Genomic DNA, 17,140 nt, shown 5'->3' with positions numbered 1-17,140 from the left:
GTCCGGTTACGACTTGGCGATGCAGGTCATTTCCATCGACGGCGTTGCCATCAATACAGCGGTGACCCCACCTCCTGGCGATCTGGTGCGCATCTCCAGCGGCAAACTCAGGATAGCGAACTGCCCGCCGCCAAGCGGTCCGATATCGCAGCCGCCTTTGTGCGCGAATAGCATCACCATGATGCCGAGTTCCCGCGTCGAAGTCTGGGTCAGATATCGCGACCAGAACGGCAATCTGGTCTCGCCGGGCGGCGCCACAGCAACACTCAGGACAGCTGGTATCAACACTGGGCCGATTGGCGACCAATGGCCGGCTGTCAACCTGGCGCATATCGGTTTCGCCTATTCCGGCATTGCTTCATCGGCTTATGTCAACGTAAAGGCGACACCGCTGTTCGGCCCAGGTGCGATCTTCAGCACGGTCGGACAGCCATCGTATCCGGTGTCTCCTCTGCCAGGATGTAGCCCGTTGCCAACCGGTTGGCACCGCCGCATCTTCTTCGGGCTGCCGGCAAGCAACCTGAACTTGTTTGGAGCCGGGTACGAACTCGTCGATCAGTCCGGCAATGTCGTTCCGAACTCCGCCGTCGACGTTGCGCCCTTTGATCTGACGATGCCGCCCGTTTGCGTGCAGCTTGGAAAGGGCAACACGCCGGTGACGGAAGTCTGGGAGATCGTCAACCTGGCTGGCGAACTGCATAATTTCCACATTCACCAGACCAAGTTCAGGGTGGTCGACCCGAAAGCACCGCCGTCCTCGCCCCTCTACACCGCTGTTCTGAGCGGTGGTCAGCAGGCTGGCGGCGCGACTCAGCCTGTCTACGAGGACAACGTAGCGCTTCCCTACGCGACCAGTGCGACGAACCCCAATGGCTGCATCGGGCTCAGCGACTACCATGGCGGAAATTGCAAGGTCACGCCGGTGTGGCTCGAAATTCCCTTCAAATGGAGTGGAGAGTTTGTCTATCACTGCCACATCCTCGAGCACGAGGACGGCGGGATGATGAACAAGGTTATCGTCGCGAACAATCCATGAGTGAGATGGCGGCCCTGTCGGGCCGCCTATCTTCTGACTGTATCGGAGTTCTTGATGCAACGTTGGAAATGGGCGACGACCGCTGCGGCGGCAGCCGCCGGAGTATCGGTTGGCGCCGTCGCCACATTTGCGGTCAGGCAACATCCGCCGGATATCGCTATCATGCAGGCGTCATACGATCAGGAGGTAAATTCCGGCAGCAAACTTCATGATCGCAATTTGCAGATCATCGAAGTCAGTTGCACGAAATACCCCCCGAATTACAGGTGCTTTGTCACGTTTTTTAGCAAGGCCGATCCAGACCAGCACCTGTATTCCGACCTGGCAGAGATGGCGCCTACCGCCCTGGGAGGCTGGCAGCTGACATCCGGCTTGTGCAAGCGAAGGGACGGTCCGAACCGGGCCGACGCGCCGCCCGCCTAGGCTTGTTCAACCGAGCGCAGAAGATCCCTGGGTCGTCGATATTCGAGGTGTGCTTCTCTTCACTGTGAGCAAATCGACGACCAAGCAGAATTGGCGCTAGCGCATGATCGATGACACGACGTCCTTGACTGCTCCGGGTCAGGGGCGGCTGTGGCCGGCAGGGTGATGGCACAACCGTTCTACCCCAGCTCCGGAAATGCCCTGTGCGTGTCGGCACTTACGCTTCGTGCCAGGGCCTTGGACGCCGGCCGCCCAAGAGCGCGGAATGGCTCGTCATGCCGGCGTCCAAAAACCTGCACACGAACGGACATGGAATGCGGTAGAATTCTTGTTCTCATCACGCCGCCCGAAGCAAGCGCGAAATGTATTCCGCCACCAAAAATGAAGCTCTGAAGCGAGAGCACGGCAGCCGGTTTGCGTCGATTTCAGAAGCATTGTTCAAGACTGACCCCGCGCACCTCAATTTCGAGACCAATCCCGACGAGTACGAGTCGGAAGTAGTAGCAATCATTAGACGCCTTAGCTCTGCGCAATCAGCGGAAGATGTTCAGACCATCTTGCACGAAGAACTCGTGCGCACCTTATGGGATGTTGGCGTGTCGATAGACGCGCTTCCTTCCCTCGCGGCGGAAATTTGGAAGCTCTGGTGCGGGTAGGGATCCTGGCGGTTCGCAACACGCCGCGCCAACTGATCTGGAAGGTGCTGTGGCCGTGGTAGCTGCTGCGCAAGTCGATGATGTCGCGCGCATTCGGCACGCCGGGCGCCGGCGGCTCGTTCGCGTTCGCCGATCCCGACGCGCGTCTCGGCTACGCCTATGTCATGAACAGACTGGATTTCTATTTGTTCGACGACCCGCGCGAGAAGGCGCTGCGCGAGGCGGTCTATCGCGCGCTGTATGTCGCCGCGCAGGCCCGCGCTGCCTGAGGCTCACCCGGCGCAGTTTGCATCGACGACAATCGTGAAGTCTTGCTATGTCGCCAGACTGCTGTATGGAAACGCGATAGCTGCACAGTCTTTGCGGTGGGCCAAAATGCAATCTTCCTGCTGCGAGATATCAACCATCTTGTTGAGGAACAGATAACCGAGCACCAGCGCTGCTGCCAGCATGACCAGGATTAGTGCGAGCACGGAGTCGGGAATGGGTGGCGAGCCATGATCCTGGCGCTCAGAGACGTCTGTCTTTCGCGGTCTGTCACGTTTCATTGCCGAGCAGCACCAGCGCCGGCCCCGATGTAGAAGCCGGTCCATGAATTGCCGGCAGGCACAGCCGGCTTCGCCGCAGCTGAAACCCGCGCGTTGGCGGCATGTTCAGACGCATAGCTTTCGGCCGCGGAGAGCGGCAGTGACTGCGGCTGACCGGAAGAATGACGTCCTGAGACCTGCTTGTCCTTCTTGGCAGGATGGATTTGGCCTGGTGATGGCGATTTCTGCATGGTTTGCCAAGAGCTGGAGTTCGGCGCCTGCGCTTCGCCGGCGGAAACGCTGCCGCATGCCGGGACGGAAATGAGTGCCAATCCGAGAGCGAGATGACGCATAGCTAATAATCCTCTGCTGGCAAGCCTAACCGGAGTTCCGCCGGCATGTCATCATGTATCCGGTCGAGGACGCTGTCGTATGCGTCGGCAGGCGCGCCTTGTGTCACGCTTGTCGTCGGTCCCTCAACGGGGCCGGCGTCAATGAGTCTCTCACCTTGCGCGACGCCTCGTCAGGGTCACGGCCGGCGATGTCGACGGACACCTGTGCCCTGCGGTAGGAGCGGTTGAAGTAAGCGATATCGCGCTCAATTTCTCGCAGGTAGAGTTCCCTCTCTTGATCCGTCAAAACCTTGTGCAGCGGGCGAGAGTCGATGTCGTAAAACGTGATCCTGTTCAGAATATTCTCCGGCCTGTCCCGGAGCACGACAACGGTGGCGTTCGGCGTTGCGTTGACAACCTTCCAATAGCCACCGAGCAGTCCGCCCGGGGGCAACGCAATGACGCTATCGGAGCTGTCCTCCCGAGCAAGCACTTGTTTCAAGGCTCGTGACGCCGCGAGTCGGAACTCGTGGGACGTCAAGTAACGGTTTCGAAGTCGCTCGATCGACGTCTCGAAGAAACGCTCGGTTTCAAGATCCAAGTCGAAAAACCGATATTCAAGGAGGCCAGCCAGTCGTGCCCCTATGGTGGTCTTGCCGACACAGCTGACGCCAGTGAGGAATATGCGCATGCAGAAGGTCTCGATGACAGTTGGCATTTCCAGATGAGCGATTTCGTGAAACCGATCCTCTGTGCGAATATGCCATGCATGGGGCTTACGATCAGGCGATAGCGCAGCAATGCTTGTATTTCTTGCCTGAGCCACAGCGGCATGGATCATTGCGGCCGATCTTGGGTCCCAGCACGCGGACCGCGGATGCTCGACGAGCGGCGGTTTCGCGGCTGCGGGCGACTTTGCGCAGCATCAGGATCATGCGGGGGATCTGGGCTGCGGCCTGATCGAGCCGTTCGTCGACGTCGTCGCAGATCTCGTGGGGCTCAAGCTCGCCGATGTCGAAGAAGCCGACAAAAGCTGTCATGATGACTCTGGTGCGCTGGTCCTCCGTGAGTTCATGCCACGCCTCCGGTGCGAGCTGCATGGCCTTCCAGAGGCCGCGGGCCCAGACGCGCACGGCATCGTGTCGCGGCTTCTCATCGCCCACCAGGAACATGGGGCGAAAGTCGACGACGCGATCAGCCTGCCACCGATCCAGGCTGCGATCGATGTCGCGCAGCAGTCCGTCGTAATGGGTCATGATCGCGCGGTGGACGCGGCCGATCCGCGCCTTGTCCTCGAATAGCGGTTCGGCCTCACCCCATAGCTCGGCCATCCACCTGCTCGGCGGGATCGGGGCCGCCTGAGGCGCGACGATGATTCCCGTCAGGTAGCCGTCCAGTTCGAGCGGTGACCTCTGCGATGCCGCAGGTGAGGTCAGGAGGCATGACGACGCTTGCATCGGATCGGCCTTCATATCGCTGCCCCCTGTCTGGCCCGGCGCCCGATTGGCGAAATACCACACCAAGACATCAGCTCGTCAGCTCGTCAAGGCGCGGCAGAGTAGCCGTGCAAATAGCAGAAGCTTTCACCGGATGGCGCGAGTCCGGCCTGCCCGTCAAGAGCCGACAGAAGGATTTCCCCAATGGGCGACCAGGGCGGATCATGATCCGCCGCCAGTGGATGGACAAGATAGCAGGATAAGCCCCCTTCCAAGTCGGCTGCGGGCAGCTCCACTTCTGCCAATCATCGATGAGTCGGGCGTTGGTCGAATAAAGGCCGGAATTGCAGCGTTAGTCGAATGCACGCGACGGGCTCAACGCTTGAGGTCGGACATACCAGACGAAGGACCTGAGCGGTGAAGCGGCTATTTCCAATACTGGCTGTCATTATTCGCCGCGCAATTCTTGGCGCATCGGCGGTTGCATTCGTCTCGGTGTCAATTCCCGTTGTTCATGCCATGCCGAAGGCCCAGGAAACCAGCGGCAGCATCAACAAGAAGAAACAGGAAAAGAAGAAGGCGGCCGCGGAAGGCAAGAAGAAGGCGGCCGCCCGCAAGGAAATAACCGGGCGTGACCATCAGGGAAACCATGATAGCCTGACAAAGAAAAACGCAAACGGTGCGAAGGGTGACAGGCATATGAATGGCGTTACCCAGAGCGGCGCGGCCGGAAGCCGCAAGAAGAAATAGCAGGAAGACATATACGGGGCCGTTCCGCACCCGAGATGAGGGGCGCATTGCGATCGTCAGGACGTTGGGCGCGGGATGCGATGGGCGCGGCAGTGTCAGGCGCGCGATGAGCGAGCGGACCGATGATGTTGTCGTGGACGGGGAAGTCGTGTGGTCCCGGCGGCCCATGCAGGCGCCAAGTTGGCGGAAGCAATTCCGCCGATGACGGTGGCAACCTAGCGATGGTCACCGAGGACGATGAGGCCATCAACTCGGGGCGATCGCAGCCTGCGAGCGCGAAAGCGCGGGTGAAAACCGATGACCTGACATGCGATTGTGTGTCGATGATGGCCCTTGTGCCGCCTGATTTGTGGGGGCACTCTTTCGGCAAATGCGGCGCCAATCGCCGCCAGATAAAATCGCTGGGAAGCGCCAATACAGGGAGGCGTCATGGCCGCGACGCGGATCGACTGCGACATTCACCCCGCGGTGGGCGGAACGCGCACGACCCTGCTCCCTTATCTCGACGATCACTGGAAAGAGCAGGTCGTGAGCCGGGCGATCGACGGCCTCGATCTGACGAGCTATCCGCCGAGCATGCCGCTCTCCGGCCGGCCGGATTGGCGGCCGGAGCACGGCAAGCCGGGCAGTGACCTCGCGATGGTCCAGCGCGGCGCGTTCGACGAGCTCGGCGCCTCGCATGCGATCTGCAACGTGCTCTATGGCGCACAGGCGGTGTACGATCCCTATATGGCGTCCGCCTTCTGCAAAGCGATCAACGACTGGATCGCGGCCGAATGGCTGGCGAAGGATCAGCGGCTGCGCGCGTCGATCGTGGTGCCGATGCAGGCGCCGGATCTGGCGGTGGAAGAGATCGAGCGCCGCGCGCAGGACCATCGCTTCGTCTCCGTGCTGGTGCTGGCCCAGGGCGAGGCGCTGCTCGGGCGGCGGCACCATTGGCCGGTCTATCAGGCGGCCGAGAAATACAGACTGCCGCTCGCCATTCACGCCGGCAGCCAGTATCGCGGCGCGCCAAGCTCGGTCGGCTGGCCGTCCTACCGCTACGAATATTATTTCGTCGAGGCGCATGCGTTCCAGGCCCAGCTTCTCAGCCTGATCTATGAGGGCGTGTTCGGCAAATTTCCCGGGCTCAAGGTCGTGCTGATGGAATCCGGCGTCAGCTGGCTGCCCGCCTTCATGTGGCGCGCCAACAAGACCTGGCGCGGCGTCCGCGTCGAGGTGCCCTGGGTCGAGCGCGAGCCGGCCTCGATCATCCGCGACCATGTCCGCGTCACCATGCAGCCGTTCGATGGTCCGCCGGACGCCGTCGGCGTCGAAGACGTGATCGATCAGATCGGCTCGGACAGGATGTTCTTGTTCGCCTCCGACTATCCGCATTGGCAATTCGACGGCTTCGATGCGATCCCGCCCCATCTGCCCGAAGACATCGTGGCGCGCATGTGCGCCGACAATCCGCTGGAAACCTTTCCGCGGCTGCAGCTCGCCGCGTAGGACAAATCGAAGGAGGATCGCATGAGCGACGTCATCGACCGCCCCGTGCTTGAACCGGAAGCGAACGCGAATAGCCGGTTTCGCATTATCGATTGCGACATCCATCCGAGCCTGGGTTCGCGCGCCGACCTCAATCCGTTCCTCGCCAAGCGCTGGCAGGAGCATTTGAAAACCTACGGCGACCATCTGCGCACGCCCTATATCGGCACCACGCCCTATCCGCGCTCATCGCCCCTGATCGCGCGCCGCGATGCGTGGCCGCCGAGCGGCGGGCCGCCCGGCTCCGATCTCGCCTTCATGCGCAAGCAGCATCTCGATCCCCTCGATATCGAATTCGGCCTGTTGCAGGTGCTCGATCTCTTCATTTTCTCGCAGCAGAATCTCGAATTCGGCGCCGCGATCCAGCGCGCCGTCAACGAGTGGCAGCTGGCGAACTGGTGCAGCCGCGAGCCGCGGCTGAAGGCCTCGATCCTGGTCGGGCAGGATGACACTGCGCTCGCGCTCGCCGAGATCGAGCGTTGCGCCAAGATCGGACAATATGTCCAAATCAACGTGTCGCCGCGCGCCAATGAGCCGCTCGGTCGGCGCCGCTACTGGCCGATCTACGAACGCGCCGAGGCGCTGGGGCTGCCGCTAGGCATCCACGTCGGCGGCTATGGCGGTCACGCGCCGACTGGCAGCGGTTGGCCGTCCTATTATTGCGAGGAGCATCAGTCGAACGCCCATACCATGGCAGCGATGCTCGCGAGCCTGGTGATCGAGGGCATTCCCGAACGATTTCCCCGCCTGAAGATCGTGTTCATCGAAGGTGGTTTTGGCTGGATCCCGTCGGCGATGTGGCGGATGGACCGGCATTTCGATCGCTTCCGCAGCGAGGTGCCGCATTTGAAGCGCCGCCCGTCGGAATATGTCCGCGAGCATTTCTGGTTCACGACGCAGCCGATCGACGAACCCGATGAGGCGCGCCATCTGCGTTCGCTGATCGAATGGGTCGGCGTTGACCGGCTGTTGTTCTCCTCGGACTATCCGCACTGGGATTTCGACGATCCGCGTTTCGCCTTCAAGACGCCGCTGACGGAGGCCGAACGGAGGAAAATCTTTGGCGCGAACGCCCGCGCGCTGTACCGGCTGTAATCGCGAGACGTAATTCGCATGGCCCGCCACATCGTCGCTCGCACCACGGAGATCCCGCCCGGCGGCAACAAGGTCGTCGGCATCGACGGTCGCGACATCGTCGTGTTCCATGTCAATGGCGAATTCTTCGCGCTGCTCAATCGTTGTCCGCATGAGGGCGCGCCGCTCGACAAGGCGGCCTGCGTGGCGCGGCTGACCTCGTCGGAACCGGGAGTCTACCAGCGCTCGCGTGTTGGCGAGTTGCTGCGCTGTCCCTGGCATGGCTGGGAATTCGACATGCGCAACGGGCAATCCTGGTTTGATCCGAAGCGGTTCAAGGTCCACTCCTTCCCGGTTGCGATCGAAAGCGGCGCAGAATTGGCGAAAGGGCCCTATGTCGCCGAAACCTTTCCGGTGCATATCGAGGATTCCTACGTCGTCGTCGAGACGTGAGCCATAAGCCCTTTCAAAACTGTCATATGGATGCGATAGAAGCGCCGGCGGTCACAGGACAGGGTTCGGCTGATGTCAAAACAATCGATGCGGGAAGAGGCCGAGCGGCTGATCCGCGAAAGCATGGCCAAAAAGCCGCTGGTCATCAAGCAGGGCAGCACCCGGATCGAGGCGACCTGCGGCAAATGTGGGGTCGTGAATCGCATTGCGGCGGAACGGGGCGCGCGGCGGGTGAAATTCGATTGCAAGGAATGCGGCCACCGGCAGGAAGCGCTGTAGAGCGCGCCTGCAAGGCGTCGTTCGCGCGCGGCCTATTTCAGCGCCGCGCAGACGCTGATGTGATCGGCGCGGGCAGGGCTCGCGTCGAGGTTCGCGTTGCGCGCCGACAGAGCGCTCCACCAGGTCTGCAGCGCGCGGCGCTCGCAGGCGAGCTTGACGCTCATGCCCTCAGCGAACCTGATCCAGTCGGCAAAGCGATGGCTCGGAACCGCGATCACGACGGGAATGTCTGCATCGAGCGCGCGGTCGATCAGATAGCACAGGCCCCTGCCTTCGCGTTCGCGCTTGCCGAAGCGATTGATGATCACGAGGTCGGCGCCGGCTTCGATGGCGCAGGCGACCTGGCTGCCGGCTTCCAACAGCCGGCCGACATCGAGGCGGCAGCCGGTCGCGCAGGCGCCGAGATCCTGCAGCAGCGGCAGCTCCTCGCCGCTATGGACCAGAACAGCCGACAGCTCGGCATCCGTGCAGTGCTGCCCGTGTTGCACCAGTCCCACGGCGCGATAGCCCCGCGTCTTGAGCTCGATCGCGAACGCGCGCAGCACCGCGTCGGGATTCTGCCCGGGTTCATAAACCATGGCCGCCAGGTCGCATTGGGAATCGAACATCGGGGTCCTCTGCAACACAGGCCGCGGCGGAGATGCCGCCGCGGCCTTCGTCGACGATCAGGGGTTGAGCGCGGGTCCGTTGATGATCTGGAGCTGGGTGAATTCGGCCAGTCCCTCCTCGGCGAACTCGGTGCCGATGCCCGACTGCTTGGCGCCGCCGAACGGAATATGCGGCGCCATGTCGAGGTGCTTGTTGATCCACACCGTTCCGGCCTCGATGCGGCTCGCGACATCGTGGGCCCGCTTCGGATCGGACGACCAGACCGACGCGCCGAGACCATAGGTGGTTGCGTTGGCGCGGCGGATCACGTCCTCGCTGTCGGAATATTTGATCAGCGGCAGCACCGGCCCGAACTGCTCCTCGTCGACCAGCCGCGAGCCTTCCTTGATGTCGCGCACGATGGTCGGTTCGATGAAGTAGCCGGGCCGGTCCATCGCTGACCCGCCGGCGACGACATTGCCGTTCTTGTGCGCATCTTCGAGGAACGCCTTCACCTTCTCATACTGCATCTTGTTCTGCAGCGGCCCGAGCTTGGTGCCCTGCTTCGATCCGTCATCGACCACGGTGTTCCTGGCAATCGCCACCAGTTCGTCGCAGAGCTCGTCGTAGACGGATTCATGGACATAAAGCCGCTTGATGGCGAGGCAGACCTGGCCCGAGTTCTGGAACGCGCCTTCGAAGATGCCCGGCGCGACCGTCTTCGGGTCGACGTCGTCGAGCACGATGCCGGCATCGTTGCCGCCGAGTTCGAGCGTGATCCGCTTCAGCGTCTGCGCCGCACTTGCCATCACCTTCTGCCCGGTTGCGGACGAGCCGGTGAACGAGATCTTGCGGATGTCGGGATGCCTGGTCATGAAATCGCCGAGGTCGTTGGCGTCGGCAATGACGTTGAGAACGCCCTTGGGCAGCACGTCCTTGACCAGTTCGGCGAACCGCAACGTGGACAGCGGCGTGGTCGGCGCGGGCTTGACCACCAGCGTATTGCCGGCGAGCAGCGCCGATGGCAGCTTGAAGCTGAGGATCAAAAGCGGATAATTCCACGGGATGATGGCGCCGACCACCCCGAGCGGACGGCGGTAGGCTTCGACCCGGCGCTCGCCGGAATCTTCGATCACCCGCATCGGCAGGTCGAGCGAGCTGAGGTAGCGGAAGAAGGCTGCCATGCCCAGCACCTCGCCGGTGGCGTCGGCAAGCGGCTTGCCTTGCTCGCTGGTCAACAGGCGCGCGAGATCGTTGGCGTTGGCTTCGATGACGTCCGCCATCTTGCCGACCAGCTTGCGGCGCTCCTCGATCGGGGTCGCCGCCCAGGCGGGATAGGCGGCCTTGGCCGCGGCGACAGCTGCGTCGAGCTGATCCTTCGACGCGCGCGGGCACTGCGCCAGCACTTCCTCGGTGGCGGGATTGAGGACCGGCATGGTCAGATCGCCTGGCACCATCTTGCCGTCGATCAAGAGATTGTAGTCGCTCATCGGCTTTGCTCTCCCTCTTTGGACGGGCCCAGTCTCGGGCCTCGTTATAGCGGCAAGCATATCACGACTTCTGGCTGCAGGCCATTGGCTGGCATGCGCCAAAGCCGGCTGGACCGACCCTCCGGCCACGATATAGTCTGGTAAATACAACGAATATAACGAAGAATTGGCCGGGGGCGTGATCGATGAAAATCGAAATCCAGTCGTTGACGAGCGGCGAGGTTGGCCCCGGCGCCGGGTCTGTTTCGCAGGGTCTTGTCGATTCCAAGGGGCAGCCCGCGACCATCCGGCTGTCGTCCTCCTCCGGCTGTCCCGGAATGAAACGGAGGCATGATATGCGCGCATTCGTCCTGGCGATTTTGATCGCCCTGTCGTCGGCCGCCTCCGCCGCGGACGTCAAGGTGATGGCGGCGGGAAGCCTGAAGGCTCCCTTCAGCGCTATTTTCGGCGATTACGCCAAGCAATATGGCGGCAGTTTTTCGCCCGTGTGGGGCCCGTCCGGCGTACTGCGCGAGCGGCTGCAGAAGGGCGAGGCCTTCGATCTCTTCGCCTCGGCGTCGCTACAACACGCGCAGGCTTTGACGAACGCCGGCATATCCGGTCCGAGCGTGGTCTTCGCGCGCAACACGCTGTGTGTGGTGGCGGCGGCGGATCGCGCGCTCGATAGCGGACATCTGGTCGACACCATGCTGCAGCCCGATATCAGGATCGGGACCTCGACGCCGGTGTCCGATCCGGCCGGGGACTACACCTGGGAAATGTTTCGCGAGATCGACGCCGCGCGGCCCGGTGCCTTCGACACGCTGTCGAAGAAGGCCCAGCAGGTGTTCGGCGGTCCCACGACGTCGGCGCCGGTGAATGGACATCCGCCTCTCGTCGCCGCGCTCGACGATCACCGGATCGATCTGGCGGTGACCTATTGCTCCGGCGCGGAGCAGCTCGCCCACGATTTTCCGGCCTACAAATCGGTCAGGTTGCCACTGGAATTGTCCGTTGGCCCTGAATATGGATTAACCGTCTCGCGCAAAGCGTCTGCGGGCGCGGCCGACGTCGCAATGTATCTGTTGTCGCCGCCGGCGCAGGCGAGGCTGAACTCATTCGGCTTCATTCCGGTCGCGTTGCCGGCCTCGCGATAGCGCCAAGCCGCACGCGGCCCCAGCGCCTGATGGCGCTGAGGCCTTGCTAGTCGACACGATGTCCAACTCACGCCGCGACCTGCGTCGAGGCGTTACGGAGCATCAGTCGCACACTTGGACCGGTCGCAGGCGCCAGCCATATGCGGTATGCACCCGGCGCTGCACGACATAGCAGCCGCCGTCATCATAATAGTCGTCGTCGTAACCATAGTAGTCATAGGGGTAGTAGTCATAGGCGTAGAAGCCCGGGCCGTAGGCGAAGCCGCGCCCGAAGCCGCGACCGTCGTGAAATCCGCCGCCGCGAAAACCGCCGTCACCACCGCCGGCATGAAAGCCTCCGCCGCCGAAGCCTCCGCCATGGAAGCCGCCGCCACCAAAGCCTCCACCGTGGACTCCGCCGCCGCCGCCGAAGCCGCCACCGCCATGGCCACCTCCGCCGCCACCTCCCCCGCCACGAGCCAACGCCATCGTCGGCGCAGCCAGGCCAACGGCAGCAACAGCCATTAACGCAACCACTGTCTTCCGCAACATCACCATTCTCCGTGGAACAATTGCTCCCAGCCGAAACGCAGGACAGGTGGCGTCCGTTCCAAAGAATCGCTATCGGCGTCCGCCTCAACTCCGCGCGACCCCGATAAATTAAGCGTCAAAATGCTGTGTGCGGTGCGCCGACGGCGCCCCGGTGCCCGCGATGGATGCGTTCGCGATGACCGCCGATTATGCCTGTTTCACGAATGTCGCGAACGCGTCCGCGTAGTCCTTGTGCCAGCGCGACAGCGGCGGGCGGTTCTCGACGATGTCGCCGGCGGCCCACAGGATGCGGCGCTCGTCGAGGCTGCGCGGCACGTCATTGTCGGGGCACAGGATATAGAAATCACCGGTATCCACCCGCTGCAGCATGAAGTCGACGGTCTGTTCGGCGGTCCAGGCGCCCGCCGGCTTCTCGGTACGGCCGCGCGCAGTGAGGCCGGTGAAGACGAAGCCGGGGATGAACAGATGCGCGCTGATCTGGCAGCCTGCCGTGCTGCGCAATTCATGCTGCAGCGCCTCGGTAAAGGCCTTCACTCCGGCTTTCGAGACGTTGTAGGCGGGGTCGCCGGGCGGCGTCGTGATGCCTTGCTTGGAGCCGGTGTTGATGATCAGGCCGGGCCTTCCGCGCGCGATCATCTGCGGCGCGAACACCTGCGATCCGTTGATGATGCCCCAGAGATTGACCTCGAGAATGCGCTGCCAGCGGTCCGGCGGCCCAAACATCTCGCTGCCCGGCTGGATGCCGGCATTGTTCATCAGGATGTCGGTGCCGCCAAAACGCGTCTCGACCGCGCGGGCGAGTTCGATCACAGCATCGCGACGGCTGACGTCGACGGTCGCGGTCATGATGCTGGGGGCGCCGTCCGGCGCGAGCGATGACAATTTTGCTCCGGCCTCGGCGAGACGATCGGCACCAATGTCGGCGATGCAGACTTTCAGCCCGAGGCAGGCGAACCGCGCCGCAGCCGCAAATCCCAGACCGGACGCGCCTCCGGTCACGACGGCAACATGATCGGGCGCAATAGCAGGATGAGGCATGGCGGATTCTCCGGTGATACGGGACGATGGAGAGTTATATCATTGCGATGTGACGAGGATGCCAGATGCGACATGGAAGCTCTTCGCGCAGCGCACCCGGGTAGGGCGTCGAGAGCCTGTCGATTGCCACTCAACGGTCCATCGGCCATCGCGCGGACGATGGCTGCAATCTCAGGCCGCAGCGCGTCGATCGGCACCGCGATCGGCTTCTGTTCCCTGCGCCGTTGCAGTCGCCGGCGTGCTGGCATCGGCCTGTTGATCGACACGCTGCGCACAATGCTCCAAGCGCGGTAGCCGGAGATCCTGAACTCGATCGCGGGTTCGCCGGCGCGGCCGCGCGATCAATTGATCGCCGACCGGCCGCCGGCAACCGCGATTGCGCTGGTCCGGCGTGTCGTGACGATGGTGCCCAAGCCGCCCAGCGGCGCTGTCGCGATCGGCCTACAATCCCCGTCGCAGCATGGGAGATCTTCGCGGAGCGCGCCGGTGCGGCGGCTTTACGGGACAGACCGACCGTCGTAGATTCCAGGACATAACGGTCCCGCCGCAGATCGACATCACGACGCCACCATCACAACGTTATTATTGGCGACGACATCATCACAACAAAGCCGACAAAGGGAGAGCGACATGGCTGTAACGCAGGCGATTCCGATCACACGGCATCCATATGCCGATGGATCCTACAAGAAGATGCTGATCGACGGCCAATGGGTCGACGCCGCCTCGGGCAGGAGATTCGAGACGCTCAATCCCGCGACCGGCGAAATGCTCGCCACCGTTGCCGAGGGCGATGCCGAAGACATCAACCGCGCGGTCGCCGCCGCCCGCCGCGCCTTCGAGGGACCGTGGAGCAAGGTCAAGCCGTTCGAGCGGCAAGCCCTGCTGCTCAAGCTCGCCGATCTCGTCGAAAAGAACTTTGAGGAGCTGTCGCAGCTCGATACGCTCGACATGGGCGCGCCGATCAGCCGCACCCGGGCCAACAAATTGCGTGTGCTCGGCATGCTGCGCTATTATGCGGGGCAGGCGACCGCGCTGCATGGCGAGACCATCGAGAACTCGCTGCCGGGCAATATCTTCTCCTACACGCTGAAGGAGCCGGTCGGCGTCGTCGGCGCGATCATTCCCTGGAACGGCCCGCTCGGCGCCAGCGTCTGGAAGATCGGTCCCGCGATCGCCACCGGCTGCACGGTGGTGCTGAAGCCGGCCGAGGAGGCGCCGTTGACGTCGCTGCGGCTTGCGGAGCTCTGCATGGAAGCCGGCATTCCGGCTGGCGTCGTCAACGTGGTGCCCGGCTTTGGCGAGACCGCGGGCGCGGCACTGGCCTCGCATTCCGGCGTCGACAAGGTCGCCTTCACCGGCTCGCACCTCACGGGACAGTCGATCGTGCGCGCCTCCGCCGGCAATCTGAAGCGTGTGTCGCTCGAACTCGGCGGCAAGTCGCCGGACATCGTATTCGCCGATGCCGATCTCGACGCGGCAGTGCCGGGGGCTGCGATGGCGGTGTTCGCCAATTCCGGCCAGATCTGCTCGGCCGGCACGCGGCTGTTCGTCGAGAGCAAGATCTATGACGAGTTCGTCGGCCGGGTCGCCGAATTCGGCAAGAAGCTGCAGGTCGGCAACGGGCTTGATCCGAACACCCAGATCGGCCCGCTGGTATCGCAGCAGCAACTCGAGCGCGTCTCCGGCTATCTCGACATCGGCCAGAAGGAAGGCGCGCAGGCGCTTGCCGGCGGCGCCAGGCTGACCGAAGGCGCGCTGTCAAAAGGCTATTTCGTGCCGCCGACAGTGTTCGCCAACGTGCAGGACAACATGCGGATCGCGCAGGAGGAAATCTTCGGGCCGGTGATTTCGGCGATCTCGTTCAAGGACTCCGACGAACTGATCAAGCGGGCCAACGCCACCAGCTTCGGCCTCGGCTCCGGCGTCTGGACCACCAATGTCAGCAAGGCGCACCAGGTCGCCAAGGCGCTACGCGCCGGCTCGGTTTGGGTGAACTGCTACCAGGCGATGGACCCGGCCGTGCCGTTCGGCGGCTACAAGATGAGCGGCTATGGCCGCGAGTCCGGCAAGCAGCATCTGGAAGAATATCTCAACGTCAAGGCGGTCTGGATCAAGACGGGCTAGCTGCTTGCTCCGCTCGCTCCCCACCTCTCCCCGCCGCGCGGGAAGAGGTGGGCCGATCTTGCGGTTGAATTTACGACCTTCCCACGCCCTTCTTCTTCCCGATATCGCTTTGTAACGCTGCGAGCTCCTTCCGGACCGCGCTTGCCGCGTCGCGTTCGATCTTGCGGTAGCGCGCGACCAGCGACGTCCCGAATGGTGTCAGCATCGCCCCGCCGCCGTTCTTGCCGCCGGTCTGGCGCTCGACCGCGGCCTGCCGGCAGATGCGGTTGATCTCGTCGACCAGGTCCCACGCCCGCTTGTAGGACATGTCCATGGCGCGGCCGGCTGCCGAGATCGAGCCGCATTTTTCGATGTTCTCCAGCAGCGCGATCTTGCCCGGCCCGATGCGGCCCTCGGTATCAAGGTCGATGCGCACGCTGAGGGAAGGAAGCGATTTGCCGCCGGATTTCTGCATCGAGGACCTGCTGTCTCGCCATGTTGGGTCACATTGCCATCTCAGGCGTTTGCGAACAAGATGAGCCGACTACGTATCCAGAGCACAGACGAATTTTCCGGGGCAGACATGAACTTTCCTCACCTGTTTTCGCCGCTGAAGGTCGGACCCTATCAGCTCAGGCATCGGCTCGTGATGGCGCCGCTGACGCGGATGCGCGCGGCCAGGCCGTCGCTGGCGCCGCGCCCGCTCAACGCCGAATATTACGCGCAGCGCGCCACACAAGGCGGCCTGATCATCGCCGAGGCCTCGCCGGTGCTGGCGACCGGTTTCGGCAACCCGGGCGTGCCCGGCATCTACACAGAGCAGCAGGTCGATGGCTGGCGCTCGGTGGTCAACGCCGTTCACGCCAAGGGTGGCGTGATCTTCCTGCAGCTCTGGCACGTCGGGCGCGTCTCGCATTCCTCGTTCCAGCCCGGCGGCGCGCTGCCGGTCGCGCCCTCCGCGGTGCCGATTTCACCTGATCTGAAGACGATGACGGCCGATGGCAAGGTTGTGGCCTACGAGACGCCGCGCGCGCTTCTGACCAGCGAAATTCCGGGCATCGTCGAGGCGTTCCGGCAAGGCGCGCGCAACGCGATGGCAGCCGGCTTCGATGGCGTCGAAATCCATGGCGCCAACGGCTATCTGATCGAGCAGTTCCTGCAGTCGCGCAGCAATCTGCGCACCGACCAGTATGGCGGCGGAATCGAGAACCGCTCGCGGCTGTTGCGCGAGATCACGCAGGCTGCGATCGAGGTATGGGGCGCGAACCGCGTCGGGGTGCGGCTGTCGCCCTACGGTGTCGCCAACGACTCCGGCGAAGCCGACCCGATGCCGCTCTATACACACGCGATCCAGTCGCTGAACCCGCTTGGTCTTGCCTATCTGCATTTCATCGAGCCGCGCTCCAGCGGCGCCGGCCGCGCCGAGGTCGACCATCAGAACGTGCCGTCGGCGATGGTGCTGTTCCGCCCGGTCTGGAAAGGGATTTTGATTTCGGCCGGCGGCTTTACGGGCGACACTGCGGATGCGGCGATCGCGGCAGGCCATGCCGACGCCATCGCGTTCGGCCGCATCTTCATCTCCAACCCGGATCTGCCGCACCGCTTGCAGCGCGGCTTTCCGCTGACGCCGTATAACCGGGCGACGTTCTATGGCGGCGAGGAGAAGGGATACACGGATTATCCCGCCTATGACGAGATGGCGCCGGCGTGAGGCGAAGCGTCATTTGCGCGCGTGACGAAGCGACGTTGGGAAAC

At 63.2% G+C, this 17,140-nt stretch carries 20 protein-coding genes; 12 read left to right on the top strand and 8 right to left on the bottom strand.

The annotated features are described in order from the left end of the window. The 4 genes from WCB02_RS02690 to WCB02_RS02675 form a co-directional block, all read left to right on the top strand. Positions 1 to 1,036 (top strand): multicopper oxidase domain-containing protein (locus WCB02_RS02690; RefSeq protein ID WP_423956088.1); only part of this gene is annotated, 1,036 nt, incomplete at its 5' end. A gap of 54 nt (positions 1,037 to 1,090) precedes the next feature. Continuing rightward, complete coding sequence (locus WCB02_RS02685; RefSeq protein ID WP_423956085.1) at positions 1,091 to 1,459, top strand: hypothetical protein; 369 nt, start codon at positions 1,091 to 1,093, stop codon at positions 1,457 to 1,459. 362 nt (positions 1,460 to 1,821) lie between these two features. Beyond that, positions 1,822 to 2,115 (top strand): hypothetical protein, encoded by a 294-nt coding sequence (locus tag WCB02_RS02680; protein ID WP_423956083.1) that lies wholly within the window; start codon positions 1,822 to 1,824, stop codon positions 2,113 to 2,115. Between the two features lie 77 nt (positions 2,116 to 2,192). Then, positions 2,193 to 2,384: a hypothetical protein gene (locus WCB02_RS02675; protein WP_423956081.1), complete on the top strand. Its 192-nt coding sequence runs from the start codon at positions 2,193 to 2,195 to the stop codon at positions 2,382 to 2,384. Between the two features lie 45 nt (positions 2,385 to 2,429). Here WCB02_RS02675 and WCB02_RS02670 read toward each other — a convergent pair whose 3' ends face one another. From WCB02_RS02670 to WCB02_RS02660, 3 genes are all read right to left on the bottom strand, one after another. After that, entirely contained in the window at positions 2,430 to 2,663 is a 234-nt protein-coding gene (locus tag WCB02_RS02670) for a hypothetical protein (protein WP_423956079.1), read from the bottom strand. Between the two features lie 435 nt (positions 2,664 to 3,098). Next, complete coding sequence (locus WCB02_RS02665) at positions 3,099 to 3,815, bottom strand: shikimate kinase (protein ID WP_423956077.1); 717 nt, start codon at positions 3,813 to 3,815, stop codon at positions 3,099 to 3,101. Next, a complete protein-coding gene (locus tag WCB02_RS02660; RefSeq protein WP_423956075.1) occupies positions 3,757 to 4,446 on the bottom strand; it encodes a UPF0149 family protein in 690 nt (229 codons plus the stop codon). Before WCB02_RS02660 ends, WCB02_RS02665 begins: the two co-directional genes overlap by 59 nt. A gap of 381 nt (positions 4,447 to 4,827) precedes the next feature. On the opposite strand from WCB02_RS02660, the gene WCB02_RS02655 reads away from it, so the two are divergent. The 5 genes from WCB02_RS02655 (at position 4,828) to WCB02_RS02635 (ending at position 8,496) form a co-directional block, all read left to right on the top strand. Continuing rightward, the gene (locus WCB02_RS02655; protein ID WP_423956073.1) at positions 4,828 to 5,160 is read left to right on the top strand and encodes a hypothetical protein; all 333 of its coding nucleotides are present in this window, start codon (positions 4,828 to 4,830) and stop codon (positions 5,158 to 5,160) included. Between the two features lie 429 nt (positions 5,161 to 5,589). Continuing rightward, positions 5,590 to 6,651, top strand: a complete 1,062-nt coding sequence (locus tag WCB02_RS02650; protein ID WP_423956071.1) for an amidohydrolase family protein — start codon at positions 5,590 to 5,592, stop codon at positions 6,649 to 6,651. 21 nt (positions 6,652 to 6,672) lie between these two features. Continuing rightward, on the top strand, positions 6,673 to 7,785 hold the full coding sequence (locus WCB02_RS02645; RefSeq protein WP_423956069.1) for an amidohydrolase family protein: 1,113 nt from the start codon (positions 6,673 to 6,675) through the stop codon (positions 7,783 to 7,785). A gap of 18 nt (positions 7,786 to 7,803) precedes the next feature. Further along, positions 7,804 to 8,217: a Rieske (2Fe-2S) protein gene (locus WCB02_RS02640; RefSeq protein WP_423956066.1), complete on the top strand. Its 414-nt coding sequence runs from the start codon at positions 7,804 to 7,806 to the stop codon at positions 8,215 to 8,217. 72 nt (positions 8,218 to 8,289) lie between these two features. After that, positions 8,290 to 8,496, top strand: a complete 207-nt coding sequence (locus WCB02_RS02635) for a hypothetical protein (protein WP_423956064.1) — start codon at positions 8,290 to 8,292, stop codon at positions 8,494 to 8,496. A gap of 32 nt (positions 8,497 to 8,528) precedes the next feature. Here the strand turns inward: WCB02_RS02635 and WCB02_RS02630 are convergent, their stop codons facing one another. Both WCB02_RS02630 and WCB02_RS02625 read right to left on the bottom strand, forming a co-directional pair. Next, a complete protein-coding gene (locus tag WCB02_RS02630; RefSeq protein ID WP_423956062.1) occupies positions 8,529 to 9,104 on the bottom strand; it encodes a DUF2478 domain-containing protein in 576 nt (191 codons plus the stop codon). A 57-nt stretch (positions 9,105 to 9,161) separates the two neighbouring features. Further along, complete coding sequence (locus tag WCB02_RS02625) at positions 9,162 to 10,574, bottom strand: aldehyde dehydrogenase family protein (RefSeq protein WP_423956060.1); 1,413 nt, start codon at positions 10,572 to 10,574, stop codon at positions 9,162 to 9,164. 335 nt (positions 10,575 to 10,909) lie between these two features. On the opposite strand from WCB02_RS02625, the gene WCB02_RS02620 reads away from it, so the two are divergent. Beyond that, positions 10,910 to 11,710: a substrate-binding domain-containing protein gene (locus tag WCB02_RS02620; protein ID WP_423956058.1), complete on the top strand. Its 801-nt coding sequence runs from the start codon at positions 10,910 to 10,912 to the stop codon at positions 11,708 to 11,710. 102 nt (positions 11,711 to 11,812) lie between these two features. Here the strand turns inward: WCB02_RS02620 and WCB02_RS02615 are convergent, their stop codons facing one another. Both WCB02_RS02615 and WCB02_RS02610 read right to left on the bottom strand, forming a co-directional pair. Then, positions 11,813 to 12,241 carry a hypothetical protein gene (locus WCB02_RS02615; protein ID WP_423956056.1) on the bottom strand — a complete coding sequence of 143 codons (429 nt, stop codon included), beginning with the start codon at positions 12,239 to 12,241 and terminating at the stop codon, positions 11,813 to 11,815. 186 nt (positions 12,242 to 12,427) lie between these two features. Next, positions 12,428 to 13,279, bottom strand: coding sequence for an SDR family NAD(P)-dependent oxidoreductase (locus WCB02_RS02610; protein ID WP_423956053.1), 852 nt, complete (start codon positions 13,277 to 13,279; stop codon positions 12,428 to 12,430). Positions 13,280 to 13,909: 630 nt separating this feature from the next. On the opposite strand from WCB02_RS02610, the gene WCB02_RS02605 reads away from it, so the two are divergent. After that, positions 13,910 to 15,406 carry an aldehyde dehydrogenase family protein gene (locus WCB02_RS02605; RefSeq protein WP_423956050.1) on the top strand — a complete coding sequence of 499 codons (1,497 nt, stop codon included), beginning with the start codon at positions 13,910 to 13,912 and terminating at the stop codon, positions 15,404 to 15,406. Between the two features lie 70 nt (positions 15,407 to 15,476). Here WCB02_RS02605 and WCB02_RS02600 read toward each other — a convergent pair whose 3' ends face one another. Continuing rightward, on the bottom strand, positions 15,477 to 15,860 hold the full coding sequence (locus tag WCB02_RS02600; protein ID WP_423956048.1) for a winged helix-turn-helix domain-containing protein: 384 nt from the start codon (positions 15,858 to 15,860) through the stop codon (positions 15,477 to 15,479). A 108-nt stretch (positions 15,861 to 15,968) separates the two neighbouring features. On the opposite strand from WCB02_RS02600, the gene WCB02_RS02595 reads away from it, so the two are divergent. Beyond that, on the top strand, positions 15,969 to 17,096 hold the full coding sequence (locus WCB02_RS02595; protein WP_423956046.1) for an alkene reductase: 1,128 nt from the start codon (positions 15,969 to 15,971) through the stop codon (positions 17,094 to 17,096). Positions 17,097 to 17,140 lie beyond the last annotated feature (44 nt).

The sequence above is a fragment of the Bradyrhizobium sp. genome (genome assembly GCF_049581145.1).
In the GTDB taxonomy this organism is placed as follows: domain Bacteria; phylum Pseudomonadota; class Alphaproteobacteria; order Rhizobiales; family Xanthobacteraceae; genus Bradyrhizobium.
This window is presented reverse-complemented; position numbering and strand designations above follow the sequence as displayed.

What these genes read in the sequence shown, in the direction of transcription:
- WCB02_RS02685 (WP_423956085.1), top strand. Translation starts at nt 1,091, where the DNA reads ATGCAACGTTGGAAATGGGCGACGACCGCTGCGGCGGCAGCCGCCGGA.
- WCB02_RS02640 (WP_423956066.1), top strand. Translation starts at nt 7,804, where the DNA reads ATGGCCCGCCACATCGTCGCTCGCACCACGGAGATCCCGCCCGGCGGC.
- WCB02_RS02675 (WP_423956081.1), top strand. Translation starts at nt 2,193, where the DNA reads ATGATGTCGCGCGCATTCGGCACGCCGGGCGCCGGCGGCTCGTTCGCG.
- WCB02_RS02680 (WP_423956083.1), top strand. Translation starts at nt 1,822, where the DNA reads ATGTATTCCGCCACCAAAAATGAAGCTCTGAAGCGAGAGCACGGCAGC.
- WCB02_RS02650 (WP_423956071.1), top strand. Translation starts at nt 5,590, where the DNA reads ATGGCCGCGACGCGGATCGACTGCGACATTCACCCCGCGGTGGGCGGA.
- WCB02_RS02600 (WP_423956048.1), bottom strand. Translation starts at nt 15,860, where the DNA reads ATGCAGAAATCCGGCGGCAAATCGCTTCCTTCCCTCAGCGTGCGCATC.
- WCB02_RS02635 (WP_423956064.1), top strand. Translation starts at nt 8,290, where the DNA reads ATGTCAAAACAATCGATGCGGGAAGAGGCCGAGCGGCTGATCCGCGAA.
- WCB02_RS02620 (WP_423956058.1), top strand. Translation starts at nt 10,910, where the DNA reads ATGCGCGCATTCGTCCTGGCGATTTTGATCGCCCTGTCGTCGGCCGCC.
- WCB02_RS02605 (WP_423956050.1), top strand. Translation starts at nt 13,910, where the DNA reads ATGGCTGTAACGCAGGCGATTCCGATCACACGGCATCCATATGCCGAT.
- WCB02_RS02625 (WP_423956060.1), bottom strand. Translation starts at nt 10,574, where the DNA reads ATGAGCGACTACAATCTCTTGATCGACGGCAAGATGGTGCCAGGCGAT.
- WCB02_RS02615 (WP_423956056.1), bottom strand. Translation starts at nt 12,241, where the DNA reads ATGTTGCGGAAGACAGTGGTTGCGTTAATGGCTGTTGCTGCCGTTGGC.
- WCB02_RS02610 (WP_423956053.1), bottom strand. Translation starts at nt 13,279, where the DNA reads ATGCCTCATCCTGCTATTGCGCCCGATCATGTTGCCGTCGTGACCGGA.
- WCB02_RS02665 (WP_423956077.1), bottom strand. Translation starts at nt 3,815, where the DNA reads ATGATCCATGCCGCTGTGGCTCAGGCAAGAAATACAAGCATTGCTGCG.
- WCB02_RS02660 (WP_423956075.1), bottom strand. Translation starts at nt 4,446, where the DNA reads ATGAAGGCCGATCCGATGCAAGCGTCGTCATGCCTCCTGACCTCACCT.
- WCB02_RS02595 (WP_423956046.1), top strand. Translation starts at nt 15,969, where the DNA reads ATGAACTTTCCTCACCTGTTTTCGCCGCTGAAGGTCGGACCCTATCAG.
- WCB02_RS02630 (WP_423956062.1), bottom strand. Translation starts at nt 9,104, where the DNA reads ATGTTCGATTCCCAATGCGACCTGGCGGCCATGGTTTATGAACCCGGG.
- WCB02_RS02645 (WP_423956069.1), top strand. Translation starts at nt 6,673, where the DNA reads ATGAGCGACGTCATCGACCGCCCCGTGCTTGAACCGGAAGCGAACGCG.
- WCB02_RS02670 (WP_423956079.1), bottom strand. Translation starts at nt 2,663, where the DNA reads ATGAAACGTGACAGACCGCGAAAGACAGACGTCTCTGAGCGCCAGGAT.